This window comes from Metapseudomonas boanensis, assembly GCF_042232855.1.
Classification (GTDB): domain Bacteria; phylum Pseudomonadota; class Gammaproteobacteria; order Pseudomonadales; family Pseudomonadaceae; genus Metapseudomonas; species Metapseudomonas boanensis.
This window is the reverse complement of sequence record NZ_CP113889.1, coordinates 3,792,354-3,805,622: the sequence shown is the minus strand read 5'-3', so window position 1 is coordinate 3,805,622 and position 13,269 is coordinate 3,792,354. Positions and strand designations below refer to the sequence as shown.

Annotated in this window: 14 protein-coding genes; 7 read left to right on the top strand and 7 right to left on the bottom strand. The window is 61.2% G+C overall.

The window, feature by feature from the left end; all coding sequences use genetic code 11:
* Positions 1–3: 3 nt before the first annotated feature.
* The gene (locus OXH74_RS17765) at positions 4–1,275 is read right to left on the bottom strand and encodes a hypothetical protein (RefSeq protein WP_375738151.1); all 1,272 of its coding nucleotides are present in this window, start codon (positions 1,273–1,275) and stop codon (positions 4–6) included.
* A 427-nt stretch (positions 1,276–1,702) separates the two neighbouring features.
* On the opposite strand from OXH74_RS17765, the gene oprI reads away from it, so the two are divergent.
* Entirely contained in the window at positions 1,703–1,954 is a 252-nt protein-coding gene (oprI, locus tag OXH74_RS17760; RefSeq protein ID WP_215369536.1) for an outer membrane lipoprotei OprI, read from the top strand.
* Between the two features lie 276 nt (positions 1,955–2,230).
* On the opposite strand, the gene OXH74_RS17755 is transcribed toward oprI, so the two are convergent.
* From OXH74_RS17755 to OXH74_RS17745, 3 genes are all read right to left on the bottom strand, one after another.
* Positions 2,231–3,193 (bottom strand): L,D-transpeptidase family protein, encoded by a 963-nt coding sequence (locus OXH74_RS17755; RefSeq protein ID WP_375738150.1) that lies wholly within the window; start codon positions 3,191–3,193, stop codon positions 2,231–2,233.
* Positions 3,194–3,266: 73 nt separating this feature from the next.
* Complete coding sequence (locus OXH74_RS17750) at positions 3,267–3,548, bottom strand: hypothetical protein (protein WP_215369530.1); 282 nt, start codon at positions 3,546–3,548, stop codon at positions 3,267–3,269.
* A 56-nt stretch (positions 3,549–3,604) separates the two neighbouring features.
* Positions 3,605–4,210 carry an arylesterase gene (locus OXH74_RS17745; protein WP_375738149.1) on the bottom strand — a complete coding sequence of 202 codons (606 nt, stop codon included), beginning with the start codon at positions 4,208–4,210 and terminating at the stop codon, positions 3,605–3,607.
* Positions 4,211–4,220: 10 nt separating this feature from the next.
* Between OXH74_RS17745 and OXH74_RS17740 the strand changes: the two genes are divergently transcribed.
* Genes OXH74_RS17740 through greB form a run of 3 tightly spaced genes read left to right on the top strand, consistent with a single transcriptional unit; the run spans position 4,221 to position 7,940 of the window.
* Entirely contained in the window at positions 4,221–4,904 is a 684-nt protein-coding gene (locus OXH74_RS17740; protein WP_215369525.1) for an ABC transporter ATP-binding protein, read from the top strand.
* The gene (locus OXH74_RS17735; protein ID WP_375738148.1) at positions 4,904–7,408 is read left to right on the top strand and encodes an ABC transporter permease; all 2,505 of its coding nucleotides are present in this window, start codon (positions 4,904–4,906) and stop codon (positions 7,406–7,408) included. The genes OXH74_RS17740 and OXH74_RS17735 overlap by 1 nt, the downstream gene beginning before the upstream one ends.
* Before the next feature lie 34 nt (positions 7,409–7,442).
* Complete coding sequence (greB, locus tag OXH74_RS17730; RefSeq protein ID WP_375738147.1) at positions 7,443–7,940, top strand: transcription elongation factor GreB; 498 nt, start codon at positions 7,443–7,445, stop codon at positions 7,938–7,940.
* 6 nt (positions 7,941–7,946) lie between these two features.
* On the opposite strand, the gene OXH74_RS17725 is transcribed toward greB, so the two are convergent.
* Positions 7,947–8,255: a class I SAM-dependent methyltransferase gene (locus OXH74_RS17725; RefSeq protein ID WP_375738146.1), complete on the bottom strand. Its 309-nt coding sequence runs from the start codon at positions 8,253–8,255 to the stop codon at positions 7,947–7,949.
* Between the two features lie 196 nt (positions 8,256–8,451).
* On the opposite strand from OXH74_RS17725, the gene thpR reads away from it, so the two are divergent.
* The 3 genes from thpR (at position 8,452) to OXH74_RS17710 (ending at position 11,198) form a co-directional block, all read left to right on the top strand.
* The gene (gene thpR / locus OXH74_RS17720) at positions 8,452–8,982 is read left to right on the top strand and encodes an RNA 2',3'-cyclic phosphodiesterase (protein ID WP_375738145.1); all 531 of its coding nucleotides are present in this window, start codon (positions 8,452–8,454) and stop codon (positions 8,980–8,982) included.
* 202 nt (positions 8,983–9,184) lie between these two features.
* Positions 9,185–10,129 (top strand): triacylglycerol lipase, encoded by a 945-nt coding sequence (locus OXH74_RS17715; RefSeq protein WP_375738144.1) that lies wholly within the window; start codon positions 9,185–9,187, stop codon positions 10,127–10,129.
* A gap of 52 nt (positions 10,130–10,181) precedes the next feature.
* On the top strand, positions 10,182–11,198 hold the full coding sequence (locus OXH74_RS17710) for a lipase secretion chaperone (protein WP_375738143.1): 1,017 nt from the start codon (positions 10,182–10,184) through the stop codon (positions 11,196–11,198).
* Between the two features lie 55 nt (positions 11,199–11,253).
* Here OXH74_RS17710 and OXH74_RS17705 read toward each other — a convergent pair whose 3' ends face one another.
* Complete coding sequence (locus tag OXH74_RS17705) at positions 11,254–11,688, bottom strand: DoxX family protein (protein WP_215369503.1); 435 nt, start codon at positions 11,686–11,688, stop codon at positions 11,254–11,256.
* A gap of 99 nt (positions 11,689–11,787) precedes the next feature.
* A complete protein-coding gene (locus OXH74_RS17700) occupies positions 11,788–13,209 on the bottom strand; it encodes a transglycosylase SLT domain-containing protein (RefSeq protein ID WP_375738142.1) in 1,422 nt (473 codons plus the stop codon).
* Between the last annotated feature and the right edge of the window lie 60 nt (positions 13,210–13,269).

Here is a 13,269-nt window from a genome sequence, read left to right as displayed (position 1 = left end):
CAATCAAAACCTTACCCGTACCTTATCGATCTTTTCCAATCTAAGGAACATCTCAGCCGATCCCGGACCAAATTGGACACTGAGATAGGCCCTTCCGTTCTCCACCTTGTGTAATACACCCTGATAGTAGGTGCCATCGAAGGTGATGAACTGCAATCGCTTACCAGCGTAGCTCGGCAAGTCAGAGACTTTGACGAACTCATATTGGGGCGAGGCACGCGGCAACTGTGGATTGTCGTCCACAACGCTGATTTTCTCCAATGCATCAGGCTCTTTGCGCGCCCCCAAGTCGCCCCAGGCAAACTCGATCGGCTGAACGGCCTCCTGATTCACCAGCACGGCCGGCCGCAGCATAGCGACCACATCCCTGGCCTCGAAGAACTGCAGTCCATCCCACTCCAGTCCCTCCATCGGCCACACCTCAATACGCAGGGATCGCGGCTCCTCAAGGTATCGGGCGTACGCATCCAACAACGGCTGGCCAAGGGCGATACCTTGGCCACGCAACGCTGCATCGAACTGATCCACAGCGGTTTGCCGGTAATCTCCAACTGACTGGCCCAGCTTGTTCGCACAGTATTGCTGGACCTTGCGCTGGTACTGGTTGTCATTCAACTCAAGGACAAGGCTGGACAGCCGAGGTGGGGTCACTTGCAGCCTTTCTGGCTTTTCCGGCAGGTTGGCGAGTGACATCGTCAGGCGAACCGCCCCCATCTCTCGCGTGTCGGAAATGAGGCTCAGACTGAGCTTCTGCGCCCCCGGCTGGAACAGATAGGAGAACTCTGCATCGGTCTCCAATGTGCGATAACCCATGTCCAGTAACTCGCTTGTCCCGATAAACCGCACAGGACCGCATGCAACCTCGCTCATCGCAGTGAAAGCGCTGCGTTCAATCGGTACGTTGTAGAGCTGTTGCATCAGCGGACCGTGCACATCCAGAGTAATACCCAGGAGTCTGATCGCCATCTGCTCGGGAAACTTACCCTGAGCTATCCGCTCCCTGAAACTCAGCAGCTCGCGCAAGCCATTGAACTTCAGTTCGGCATGCTTCACCTGAAGAGCATCGCCCAGCGTCGGGAACTGGAGCCTGAGGTCTTCGAGACCAACTCGCCCATCGAGCGAGGAAGTTATGCCGCCATAGCTGATATTCATGAACGGCGGCAGCTGCTTGATCGCGTCATCCATGACGCTTCTGACCGACCACCATAACGACAACTTGATGGTCAATGCGAGGGCAAGTGCCGAAAGCACACCCCACTTGAGGATCTTCGACATTAGAAACGTCCTTGAAGTCTGCACGCCGCGACTGAAATCAACGGCCGCGCAAGCTTATCAGTGCATCGCAAGGGCAACCACGGCTTCAATTTGAATGAACGGAGATACTTCTCGATTGTCATAGAAAAGTTACAGGACGCCACGTGCATCAGAAGGGAAGCGACCAAGGGCCACCATGTTACTTGGGCGCAAACGTCGGACGTGGCCTACAATTGCAACTTTGCCTGATCAAAGAACGATCAGATTGATCGCTTTTTGACCAGCGCACCTATAACTTGTGCGAACACTGCGCAACACACTGAAAAAAAAGTGCTTGTCTTGCGTAGCGTGAGTTTACTTACTACAAGTTATGGGTAGTATGTACGCCGGCTAATTTCCCATCCGCGGGAGATTGCTTTATGGAAATGTCCACCTTAAGGGGATCACGATGAACAACGCTCTGAAATTCTCTGCTCTGGCTCTGGCCGCCGTTCTGGCCACCGGTTGCAGCAGCGTCTCCAAAGAAACCGAAGCCCGTCTGACTGCTACCGAAGACGCAGCTGCTCGCGCTCAAGCCCGTGCTGACGAAGCCTACCGCAAGGCTGATGAAGCTCTGGCCGCCGCTCAGAAAGCCCAGCAAACTGCTGACGAGGCTAACGAGCGCGCTCTGCGTATGCTGGAAAAAGCCAGCCGCAAGTAATAGCCCTTCTGGGTTATGGAGCCGATCCAGCGAGCTGGATCGGCTTTTTTATTGATGCCAGTTTTCCAAGACACCCAAAGACCGGCCCAGCGCCGCAAGAATCTCCTCCGCAGCCGCCCCACCCTCGGCACTGCCGCCAGGTTGCCCCCGGGAACTTAGCCCCGCCCAATTCTTCGCACGAGAATCTCCACAGACGGGAATAGTTTCGTTCGCCTCAAAGAAAAGCCCGCTGGCGCAGTCGCGACAGCGGGCTTTCTCAACACCAAACAAGACGCGTTAGAGATCGGTTGCCGGAGCACTGGCGGACATTGCGGCATTAGATTCGGCGATCTCGACCGGCAAACCATCTTCCGCAGCAACTACCTCACGCACCACCTCCCAGTCGAGGTGAACGCTGTTGGCCAGTTCTTCGCGCTTGAGCAGTGTGTTGATCACCGCTGTGTGCTTGTCGACCACAGAAGGAACGCCCTGATCATCCAGCGGCGCATGGGCTTCAAGGTAGACCTTGCCGCCACTCACACCGAACTTGTAGGGCTCGTTGATGATGCGTACCGAGGTACCTACCGGTGCCATCGAGGCCAAGGCCAACACATTGTTATTGAGCATGCGGAAGCAGCCATGGCTCACACGCATGCCAATGCCGAACTTCTTGTTCGAGCCGTGGATCAGGTAGCCCGGCACGCCCAGGGTGAACTTGAACGGCCCCAGTGGATTATCCGGCCCCGCGGGCACCACGGTCGGAAGCGGATCGCCGTCTGCCGCATGTTCCTCACGAATCGACTTGGGCGGATACCAGGCAGGATTCGGAGTTTTCGCCGTGATCTTGGTGGCAGCGATAGGCGAGCCCCAGCCTTCGCGACCGATACCCAGCGGGAAGGTGTGCACCACATTCTGCCCTTTCGGGAAGTAGTACATACGGTACTCGGCCAAGTTGATGACAATTCCTTCGCGCGGGCCAGGCGGCAGGATGTAGCGCGTCGGCAGGATCACCTCGGTACCAGCGCCCGGCAACCAGGGGTCTACACCAGGGTTGGCCGCCACCATCTCCAGGTAGCCCAGGTCATTGGCGGTGCCGATATCGGCAAAGGTATCTTCGTATTTGGCTTTGATCACCTGGACCTGGCCGACGACGTCCTCACCAGGTGGCGGCAGGGGCAGCTCCAGAGCTGCGACAGGGCCCACCACTAGCAGCGATGCTAACGACAGAGAGCGGGCGACGGCGGTAAAGCGCGGCAACATCCGGGAATCCTTGGCAAATTCACTGATTAAAAGAATCGGGATTGTACACCGGTGACGCAGCCCCCGGGAGCCCTCAGGATTCAGGCCAGGCCGACAGTTGGCCGTGACGTTGAGCTTCGAGGGTCGAACGGCAGTTGACGCAGAGGCGTCGATCCCTAAGCGATTGCTGCTCCAGATTACTCCATCTCGGCTGCGCCGGCAGCAAGCCTCCGCAGAGCGTGCGATCAGCAAACCCGCCGAGCGCTAGTTGTCGGGCAACCAGGTGCAAGCGCACCTCGCGGCAGGCGAACAGGTCTAGCTGCTCGTCAGGCTCGATCACTTTATAGGCAAAGAGGGACCAGGCAGGGCGCGGCATGGAGGACTCCGGGAATGGTGCGCAACATTATCCGAAAGGCGCCATTGGGAAAAGCATCAAAGCATGGGTTTCAGCGTCGGCCAGAGGTTGTCGAGCAACCTGGGTTGAGCCTTGGCCTGGGGATGAATGCCATCGGCCTGCATCATATCGGGCACACCCCCGACACCCTCGAGAAAGAATGGCACTAGGGAAACCTGCTTTTCTTCCGCCAACGCGCTATAGACCTGGCTGAAGGCTAGGGTGTAGCGCGCCCCATAATTGGGTGGCAAACGCATCCCCAGTAGCAGCACTGATGCCCCGCGGCTTCGCACGTTATCGATCATCCCCGCAAGATTCTGTTGCAATTGCGCAGGCGACTGGCCCCGCAGTCCATCATTGCCCCCCAACTCGATAATCACCAGGCTCGGCTGGTATTCATCGAGCAGCGCCGGGAGCCGCGCCAGGCCGCCGGCACTGGTATCCCCGCTGATCGAGGCGTTTATCACACGGTGCTGATACCCCTGCTCCACGAGGCGCTTTTCCAGCAAGGAGACCCACCCCTGGCTGGTTTCCAGCCCAAGAGCGGCGCTGATACTATCGCCGACTACCAGCAAGGTTCCCGCCATGGTCTCCTGCGCCAGCAGCAACAGGGCCAGGCAACCGCCCAACAACCAGGCACGCATTGGATTCTCCATGAGCGCGAGCATTATCGATGCGCGGAACCTTAGCAAAGTGGTTCCCAGCGCGGAAGGCGAGCTGACCATCCTCCATGACCTCACTCTCAGCCTCGGCAAAGGCGACAGCCTGGCGATAGTGGGCAGCTCCGGTTCCGGCAAATCCACCCTGCTTGGTCTACTCGCTGGGCTGGATCTGCCAAGCACGGGGGAAATCAGCCTCGCCGGTCGACCTCTGTCCACCCTGGACGAGGACCAACGCGCGCGCGTTCGGGCCGAACATGTCGGGTTCGTTTTCCAGTCCTTCCAATTGCTCGACAGCCTCAACGCGCTGGAAAACGTCATGCTGCCGCTGGAGTTGGAGGGCCGCAGCGATGCCCGCTCGAAGGCACGCGACCTCCTCGATCGGGTCGGCCTGGCCCAGCGCCTCAGCCACTATCCGCGTCAACTGTCCGGCGGTGAACAGCAACGGGTAGCGATTGCCCGCGCCTTTGCTGCGGACCCCGACATTCTGTTCGCCGACGAACCCACCGGCAACCTCGACAGCCACACCGGCGAGCGCATCAGCGATCTGCTGTTCCAGCTCAATCTGGAGCGCGGGACCACCCTCGTACTGGTTACCCACGACGAGCGCCTCGCCCATCGATGCCACCGCCTCATCCGCCTCGAAGCCGGCCGCCTGGTCGAGGCTGTGGAACCCTGATGCGGCGCTTGTCGCTGGCCCGCCTTGTGGCAATGGCCACACGGCAACTGTTGCGGGATGTTCGCTGCGGTGAGCTGCGGGTACTGTTCTTTTCCCTGCTTGTCGCCGTGGCTGCCAGCAGCGCCATCGGCTACTTCAGCGCTCGCCTGAATGCAGCGATGCTGCTACGGGCCACCGAATTCCTGGGCGCCGACCTGGTACTAAGCGGTACCTCACAAGCACGCCGTGAACAGGTTGAGCACGGCGAGCGACTAGGCCTGCGCCACGCCCAAGCGGTGGAGTTCTCCAGCGTCATTGCAGCCGATACCGGTATCCAGCTAGCCAGCGTGAAGGCGGTGGATTCGGCCTATCCCTTGCGAGGGGAATTGAAGAGTGCCGCAGAGCCCTATGCCGAAGAGCAGCCTGGCGGCGGCCCCAAGGCGGGCGAAGCCTGGGCGGAAGCCCGACTCTTCACGGCGCTTGGCCTCAAGCCGGGCGACCGGATCGATGTCGGGCAGCAATCGCTCCACCTGAGCCGAGTACTGACCTTCGAGCCGGATCGGGCCGGGGACTTCTACAGCCTCACGCCCCGCGTGCTGATCAATCTTGCCGACCTGGACGCCACAGGGATCGTCCAGCCCGGCAGCCGGGTGCGCTTCCGAGAGCTGTGGAGCGGCTCCAGCGAGGCCCTCTCCGAATACCGGGTCCGCATCGAGCCGGGCCTGGCGGCCAATCAACGGCTGGAGGACGCTCGCGACGGCAATCGTCAGATCGGGGGCGCACTTGCCCGGGCGGAGCGCTATCTGAATCTTGCAAGCCTCGCCGCAGTGCTACTCTCCGGCGTCGCCGTCGCCCTCTCAGCGACGCGCTTTGCCACGCGGCGTTTCGATGCCAGCGCCCTGTTGCGCTGCCTTGGACTGTCGCGGCGCGAGACGATATTCCTATACGCGCTACAACTAGGCATGCTCGGGATAGTGGCCTGCGGTCTTGGCGCAGGCCTGGGCTGGCTGACCCAATCGGTTTTGTTTCATTTGCTTGGCGGCCTCCTACCCCCCGTGATTCCCGCTGCCGGCCTGCTCCCTGCGCTGGCCGGCATCGCCACCGGTCTCCTCGCTCTCGCGGGGTTCGCCCTGCCGCCGTTGTCCGCACTTGGCCGGGTTCCTCCACTGCGGGTGCTAAGACGCGACCTGCTGCCACTGCCACCCAGCGCCTGGATGGTCTATGGTGCCGCCCTGATTGCACTGGGGTTGATCATGTGGCGCCTGAGCCTCGACCTGAAACTCACCCTGGCGCTATTAGGCGGCGGACTGGTCGCCGCACTGCTCCTGGGCGGACTGCTGCTGTACGGCCTTCAGACCCTGCGCCGACTGCTTGCACGTGCGACGCTGCCCTGGCGGCTCGGCCTGGGCCAGCTGCTCCGCCATCCACTGGCAGCGGCCGGCCAGTCACTGGCATTTGGCCTGATCCTACTAGCCATGGCATTGATTGCCCTACTCCGCGCAGAGCTGCTTGATACCTGGCAAAGCCAGCTACCAGCCGATGCCCCCAACCATTTCGCCTTGAACGTGCTACCTGCCGAGAAGGAAGCCTTTGCCATTCGCCTTGCAGCGTTGTCGCCACACCCCGCACCACTTTATCCGGTGGTACCGGGCCGGCTTACGGCGATCAACGGCGAGGCCGTGAAGCAACTGGTCAGCAAAGACTCCCAGGGCGAACGCGCCGTACAGCGCGACCTAAGCCTGACCTGGGCCGCCCAACTCCCCAGCGATAACCGCCTGGTCGCCGGGCGCTGGTGGGGCGAGCAGCCCCAGGACGGACTACCTGGCGTTTCCGTGGAGGCGAAGCTAGCCAACAATCTCGGGCTGAAGTTGGGCGACCGACTCAGCTTCAGTGTCGGCGGCCTGCAGCGCGACGCCCAGGTCACCAGCCTGCGTGAGGTCGACTGGGATAACTTCCAGCCGAACTTCTATATGATCTTCGCCCCAGGCACCCTGGCCGACCTGCCGGCCACCTACCTCACCAGCTTCTACCTGCCACCCCAACATGATCGCGAGCTGGTTGAGCTGGCACGCTCCTTCCCATCGGTAACTCTGTTGCAGGTGGAAGCGATCCTCGCCCAGCTGCGCAGCATCTTGGCCCAAGTCACCCTGGCCGTGGAGTTCGTCCTGTTATTCGTCCTGGCCGCCGGCATGGCGGTGCTGTTCGCCGGCCTACAGGCGACGCTGGACGAGCGCATTCGACAAGGCGCACTGCTGCGCGCCCTTGGGGCCGAAAGGGCCTTGCTGCTGCAGGCGCGCAGGGCAGAATTCGCACTGCTCGGTGCCAGTAGCGGCCTGCTCGCAGCACTAGGCTGCGAACTGGTAAGCGCCCTGCTCTACCGATTCGCCTTCGACCTCGATTGGCAGCCACACCCCTGGCTACTGACACTGCCATTGATCGGTGCCTTAGTGATCGGTGCAGCCGGAATCCTGGGCACGCGCCGCGCACTCAACTCCAGCCCCCTGACGGTATTGCGGGAAGCTTGATAGGCTTCGCTCTCTTCGTAGACACAGGATCACCATGAGCCGCTATCGCCCGCCCCGTTCCGCCGGAACTCCATTGATCACCCCGGAAGGCGAGGCCCGCCTGCGTGAAGAGCTGCATGAGCTATGGCATGTACGCAGGCCGAAGGTCACCCAGGCCGTCAGCGAGGCCGCCGCCCAGGGTGACCGCTCGGAAAACGCCGAATACACCTATGGCAAGAAGATGCTGCGCGAGATCGACAGCCGCGTTCGCTTTCTTACCAAGCGCCTGGAAAATCTCAAGGTGGTGCGCGAGCGACCTGCCGATCCCGGCAAGGTCTATTTCGGCGCCTGGGTAACCCTGGAGGACGACGACGGCGAACAGACTCGCTACCGCATCGTTGGCCCGGATGAACTCGACTTGAAGCAAGGCCTGATCAGTATCGACTCACCGCTTGCCCGCGCCCTGCTCGGCAAGGCGCTGGACGTAGAGGTGCGGGTCAACACGCCCACCGGCGAGAAAACCTGGTTCCTGGTAGAAATCGAGTACACCTGACCCCGTTCAGCGACGGGTAATCAAGCCCTGGCGTGCAACGCGCACAAGCTCACCCACGACGGCGGGAAGGTGCTCGGCTGCCGGAGCCTGGATCACTGCCAGATCGAAGCTGTTGCTGGCAAAGCGCTCCAGGGACTCCCCTTCGCGGGCGAACTGGATAAGGAAATTGCGTGGACCGCCCCAACGCTTGGGCCAGCCTTCGAGATAACGCAGCAGCGTCGGCTGGTGAGCACCGCCGAGCAGAATGCGAGGATTGCGCTGGATCAGCCCAGTGGTGATGGGTGCCAAGCGGATCAGGGGTTGGGGACAGGTCATGGTGTCATGTCTCCGCCTCGTACGGGTCCCGCTGGGCAGCGGTGAGAGGCGACACCGAACCAGCGTTTTAGCGGTATTTCGATGTCGTGAAGACTTCGGCGCCCCGCAAGTAGCTGACTAAATCGGCGCATGAGGCGACATCCTAGAGAAGCCCGCACAATACTGTCAAGGCAGCCACCCAGAATCGGAGCCGCCCGTGACTACCCCGCCCCTACGCCTTTTTTTCGCCCTCCCCCTTTCACCCGAACTGGCGTCGCAGATCGTCGCCTGGCGCAGTCAATACCCGCATGCCGGCAAACCCGTGGCAGAAAGCAACCTACACATGACGCTGAGCTTTCTTGGCGCACAACCGCGCGGCCAGGTCCCGATTCTCGAGGCCATTGCGGCAAGCCTGCGGCCACAGGCCTTCACCCTCTGCCTGGATCGCCTGGCCCGCTGGAAGAACGGCCTCCTCTACCTGGCCCCTAGCCAGCTACCGACTGAACTCACCGAACTTGAGCACCGCCTCAAGGATTCACTGCTCGCAGCCGGGTTCACTCTGGAAAGCCGGGCTTTCCGCCCGCACCTCACGCTTTTCCGGCACTGTCATTCACTGCCAGCAATCCCACCCCCAACCTTCGATTGGCCGATCAGCGAATTCACCCTGTTCGCCTCGGAAAACACTGCAAAAGGCACCCATTACAAAGCGCTCGGACGCTGGCCGTTATTGCCGATCACCACAACCTGACGTTTCGCCCCGTAACAGTGAACTGGCCGCCATCTTTCAGTGAACGGTTGTTAACATCCTGAAAACAGCTGCGATAGAGCGGCACAGGCCAATATCTTGAAAGTGGCACGCTTCCTGCCCTCGGCACTGCTTGCAGCGCACGCCCTGAAATGGCGGTGCAACCGCCCGCCAGGCCCTATATGGACAACAGCCGAGAGAGCACATGAACAAGAACAAGACACTGATCGCCCTCAGCCTTGCAGCCGGACTCGCCGCCTCCGAACAGGCCCACGCCTTCTGGTTCGGCTCCAGCGGCTATACCCAGACCAAGTATCCGGTAGTGCTGACCCACGGCATGCTCGGCTTCGACAGTATCCTCGGCGTTGATTACTGGTATGGCATTCCCTCGGCCCTGCGGCAGGACGGCGCCACCGTCTACGTGACCGAGGTAAGCCAGCTGAACACCTCCGAGGCGCGCGGAGAGGAGTTGCTGCAACAGGTCGAGGAAATCGTCGCGATCAGCGGCAAAGCAAAAGTCAATCTCATCGGCCACAGCCACGGTGGCCCAACCATTCGCTACGTGGCTGCCGTACGTCCAGACCTGGTAGCCTCGGTAACCAGCGTCGGCTCACCGCACAAAGGCTCGGCCACCGCCGACTTCATCCGCCAGGTCCCGCCCGGCTCTGCTGGAGAGGCTTTGCTGGCGGGCATCGTCAATGGCCTGGGCGCGTTGATCAACTTCCTTTCAAGCAGTAACAGCGAGCTGGAGCAGAACGCCCTAGGCTCGCTGGAGTCGCTCAACAGCCAGGGCGCGGCGGCGTTCAACGACAGCTTCCCCCAAGGTGTCCCGACCAGCGCTTGCGGTGAGGGCGCCTATCAGGTCAACGGGGTGCGTTACTACTCCTGGAGTGGCACCAGCCCGCTGACCAATGCCTTGGATGTCAGCGACCTCTTGCTGGGTGCCTCATCGCTCCCCTTCAACGGCGAAGCCAACGATGGACTGGTGGGCCGCTGCAGCTCACATCTGGGCAAGGTCATCCGCGACGACTACCGGATGAACCACCTTGACGAAGTCAACCAGACTCTAGGTCTCACGAGCCTGTTTGAAACAGACCCGGTCAGCGTCTACCGCCAGCACGCCAACCGACTGAAAAACGACGGGCTCTGAACCTCCCTGGCGGGGCCGAATGGTCCCGCCCCCTGCGTGCCGAGCAATCCCAGTGAAGAATTATCTGTTGCTGCTTCCCATTGCCCTTGCCACCAGCCTGGCGGTGTACCTGCAGTCTGGCTCCCAGGGCTCCAACGTGCCGGAGCCAAAAGCTGCCCCAGCACTCCCATTTCCCGCCACCGCCTTGCCCCTCCCCTCTACGCAATCAGCAGCGGCGTATGCGCCACAAACACTGCCCAAGTCACTCCCCACTTCATTCACGGGCACTCAGGTGGATGGTGGTTTCCGCCTCGATGGCGCCGGCAACCTGCAGGTAGACGAGGAGGTTCGTCGCCTGTTCGACTATTTCCTCAGCGCCATGGGCGCAGAGCCGCTTGCCACTAGTGTCGAGCGCCTGCGCAGCTATATCGCCGACAATCTGGAACAGCCCGCGGAAGGTCAGGCCTTGGACCTGTTGGGCCAATACTTGGTGTACAAGCGCGAATTGGTACAACTCGAGCGGGACCTTCCGCAACAAGCAGGTCTCGACATGCTTCACCAGCGCGAATCGGCCGTACAGGCCCTGCGCGCTCGGATTTTCAGTGCGGAAGTGCACGAGGCATTCTTCGCCAGCGAGGAGGTCTACAACGTCTTTACCCTGCAACGTCTGGCCATCCAACGAAATGGCGAAATCAGCGATGAGGCCAAAGCGGCGGCAATCGATCAGCTACGCAGCAACCTGCCCGAGGAGTTGCAGTCCGTCGCGCTCACGCAACTGCATACCGAACTGCGGACCGAGACCGCCAAGCTACAGGCGTCCGGAGGTACGCCCGCGCAACTTAGGCAGCTGCGCCAGCAACTGGCAGGCCTCGAGGCCACTACCCGCCTCGAGGCCCTCGACGAACAACGCCGGCACTGGCAGGCCCGGCTACAGGAATATCTCGCGGAGAAGGCCCGCATCACAGGCAATGAGGGCTTGGGCGCGGAGGACAAGACCAGAGCGATCAAGCAACTGGAAGCTGATCGCTTCACTCCGCAAGAACGGTTGCGACTGCGGGCGGCTAGCGAACCGGCCACCTCGAACAAGTAGCAACTGAAATGCAAAAGGCCCACATACGTGGGCCTGGTGACGGGAACGATCAGAATCAGCTTGAAAGGTTGCGATCCAGCGAGAGCTTGCCGGCACCTTCGATCAGCAAGGTTGCACTGATCAACCCCAGTATCATCGCGTACTCGTAACCGCCGTTGGTGATGAAGAAACCGCTGGCCCAGTGGACGCTGAAGATAGCCACGACCATCGCGACGACCAGCGCTGCAGCAGCCGGGCGAACCAGCAAGCCGACAACCAGGGCCAATCCGCCAAAGAACTCGGCGCTGCCGGCCATGAGCGCCATCAGGTAACCAGGCGTCAGGCCAATGGTCTCCATCCATTGCCCTGTGCCCGCCAAGCCGTAGCCACCGAACATCCCGAACAACTTCTGCGAACCATGGGCAGCGAAGGTGAGGCCCGTGATGATGCGCAGCAGGGTAATGCCGTAGCCGGCGTTAGTAGAAAGTACGGCTTTGATCGTATTGCTCATCGTGTGTTCCTTTGATGTGGGAGTCGATAGGCAACAGCTTAGTAGATTATTTCGATATTAAAATCGCAAAATTCGCAAAACCATTATCGAATAATTTGATTATTTCTTCAAAGAACCGCTGCTTTTTGCGGGTTCCAATAGATAACGTTCGCGCTCATAAGCCAGGTAGTACTTGTTCACGCTGTTCACGTAACTCACGACGCCCATACCCACCTGCTCGGCAGCGACTCGCTCGACCTGGAAGAACCACTGGTTGGGGTTCAATCCCCGCCGCCGCGCTTCTGCGCGCATCCCCTGGACGCGCTGCGGCCCCAGGTTATAGGCCGCCAGGATGAAGGCCATGCGCTCCCGCTCATTGAGCTGTGCACTGGAGAAGAAACTGCGTCGCAGCATGGCCAGGTACTTCGCCGAAGCCTGGACATTGTTGTCCAGCTTATGAATGTTGCCGACACCAACGCTACGCGCTGCACCCGGCGTGATCTGCATCAGTCCGGTCGCCCCACTGGCGCCCCGCGCGCCGGGGTTCAGGCTGGACTCCTTGAATGCGAGCGCCGCCAGATTCAACCAATCGAAACGATGCTGCTCGGCGTAACGCTGTAACACCGGCCGCACGCGCTCCAGTCGCTGGCGCTCGCTGCGAGCCAGCGGGTTGTGCACCTTGTACAGGCGTCGATAAACGCGCTGAAAAGCCGCGTCCTGATCGTCGGGCACCCGATAGGACGCTAGGAAACGATCGACTCTGGCACGCAACATGGGGGCATCACGTCGGACGAACCAAGTCATGTCACCTTGCCGGTCCAGCACCAGGTGCTTTTCCAGGCGCAGCTTCGGCATCACCTTGGCCCAGCGTTCGGCAATGGGTTGCTCGACCGCCGTAACGGGTAATATCCCCGCCTGCACCATCTCCAGCACATCCTCGACCGCCAGGCTCGGGTCCACCCATTCGACCATGATCGGCGCCAGCCTGCGCTCAGCCAATTTGCGGTTCACCTGGCGCAGTGGCTCCGCTGCCGCGCTCCCCGCCGGCAACGCAATGCTGCGGCCAGCAAGCTGCTCCAGGCGCAGATAGCGGCGATTGCCCTGTCGGCTGACCAAAACCATCGGCACATCCTTGCGCAGCGGCACACTGGCACTCACACCGCCGATGCCGCGCGCGCTGAGCAGCTCACCGGGCGCCACCAGGTCACCCTCTCCGCGCTGCAACGCTCCAAGCAATTGGTCCTTGGCCAGTGGAATGATCTTGAGCCGGATTTCACGCCCGTCGCGGGCGTTGCGGTTGAGGTACTGCTCGAACGCACGAATCCGGTGATATTCGACGCCAATGGGCTCCCCCTTGACCTCACCCGAACTGTTGCGGCTTTGGTTCACCAGCACCGTCAGTACGCCGCTCCTGCGTACCTGCGCCAGGTCGCGCGTCGCTACCGGCTTCTGCCAGACTTCCGGCGGGCCAGCCAGGCGTGCGAGGGCCGGTAATGGCGCCAGTGCCAGCAGGCAAAGCAGGAACAGCAGCGTTCGCGTCATCGGGTCTCCAGGGCCGGAACGGGATTTCAGTGCTCACCCAGGCCTGCCTAGGCGGGTCGC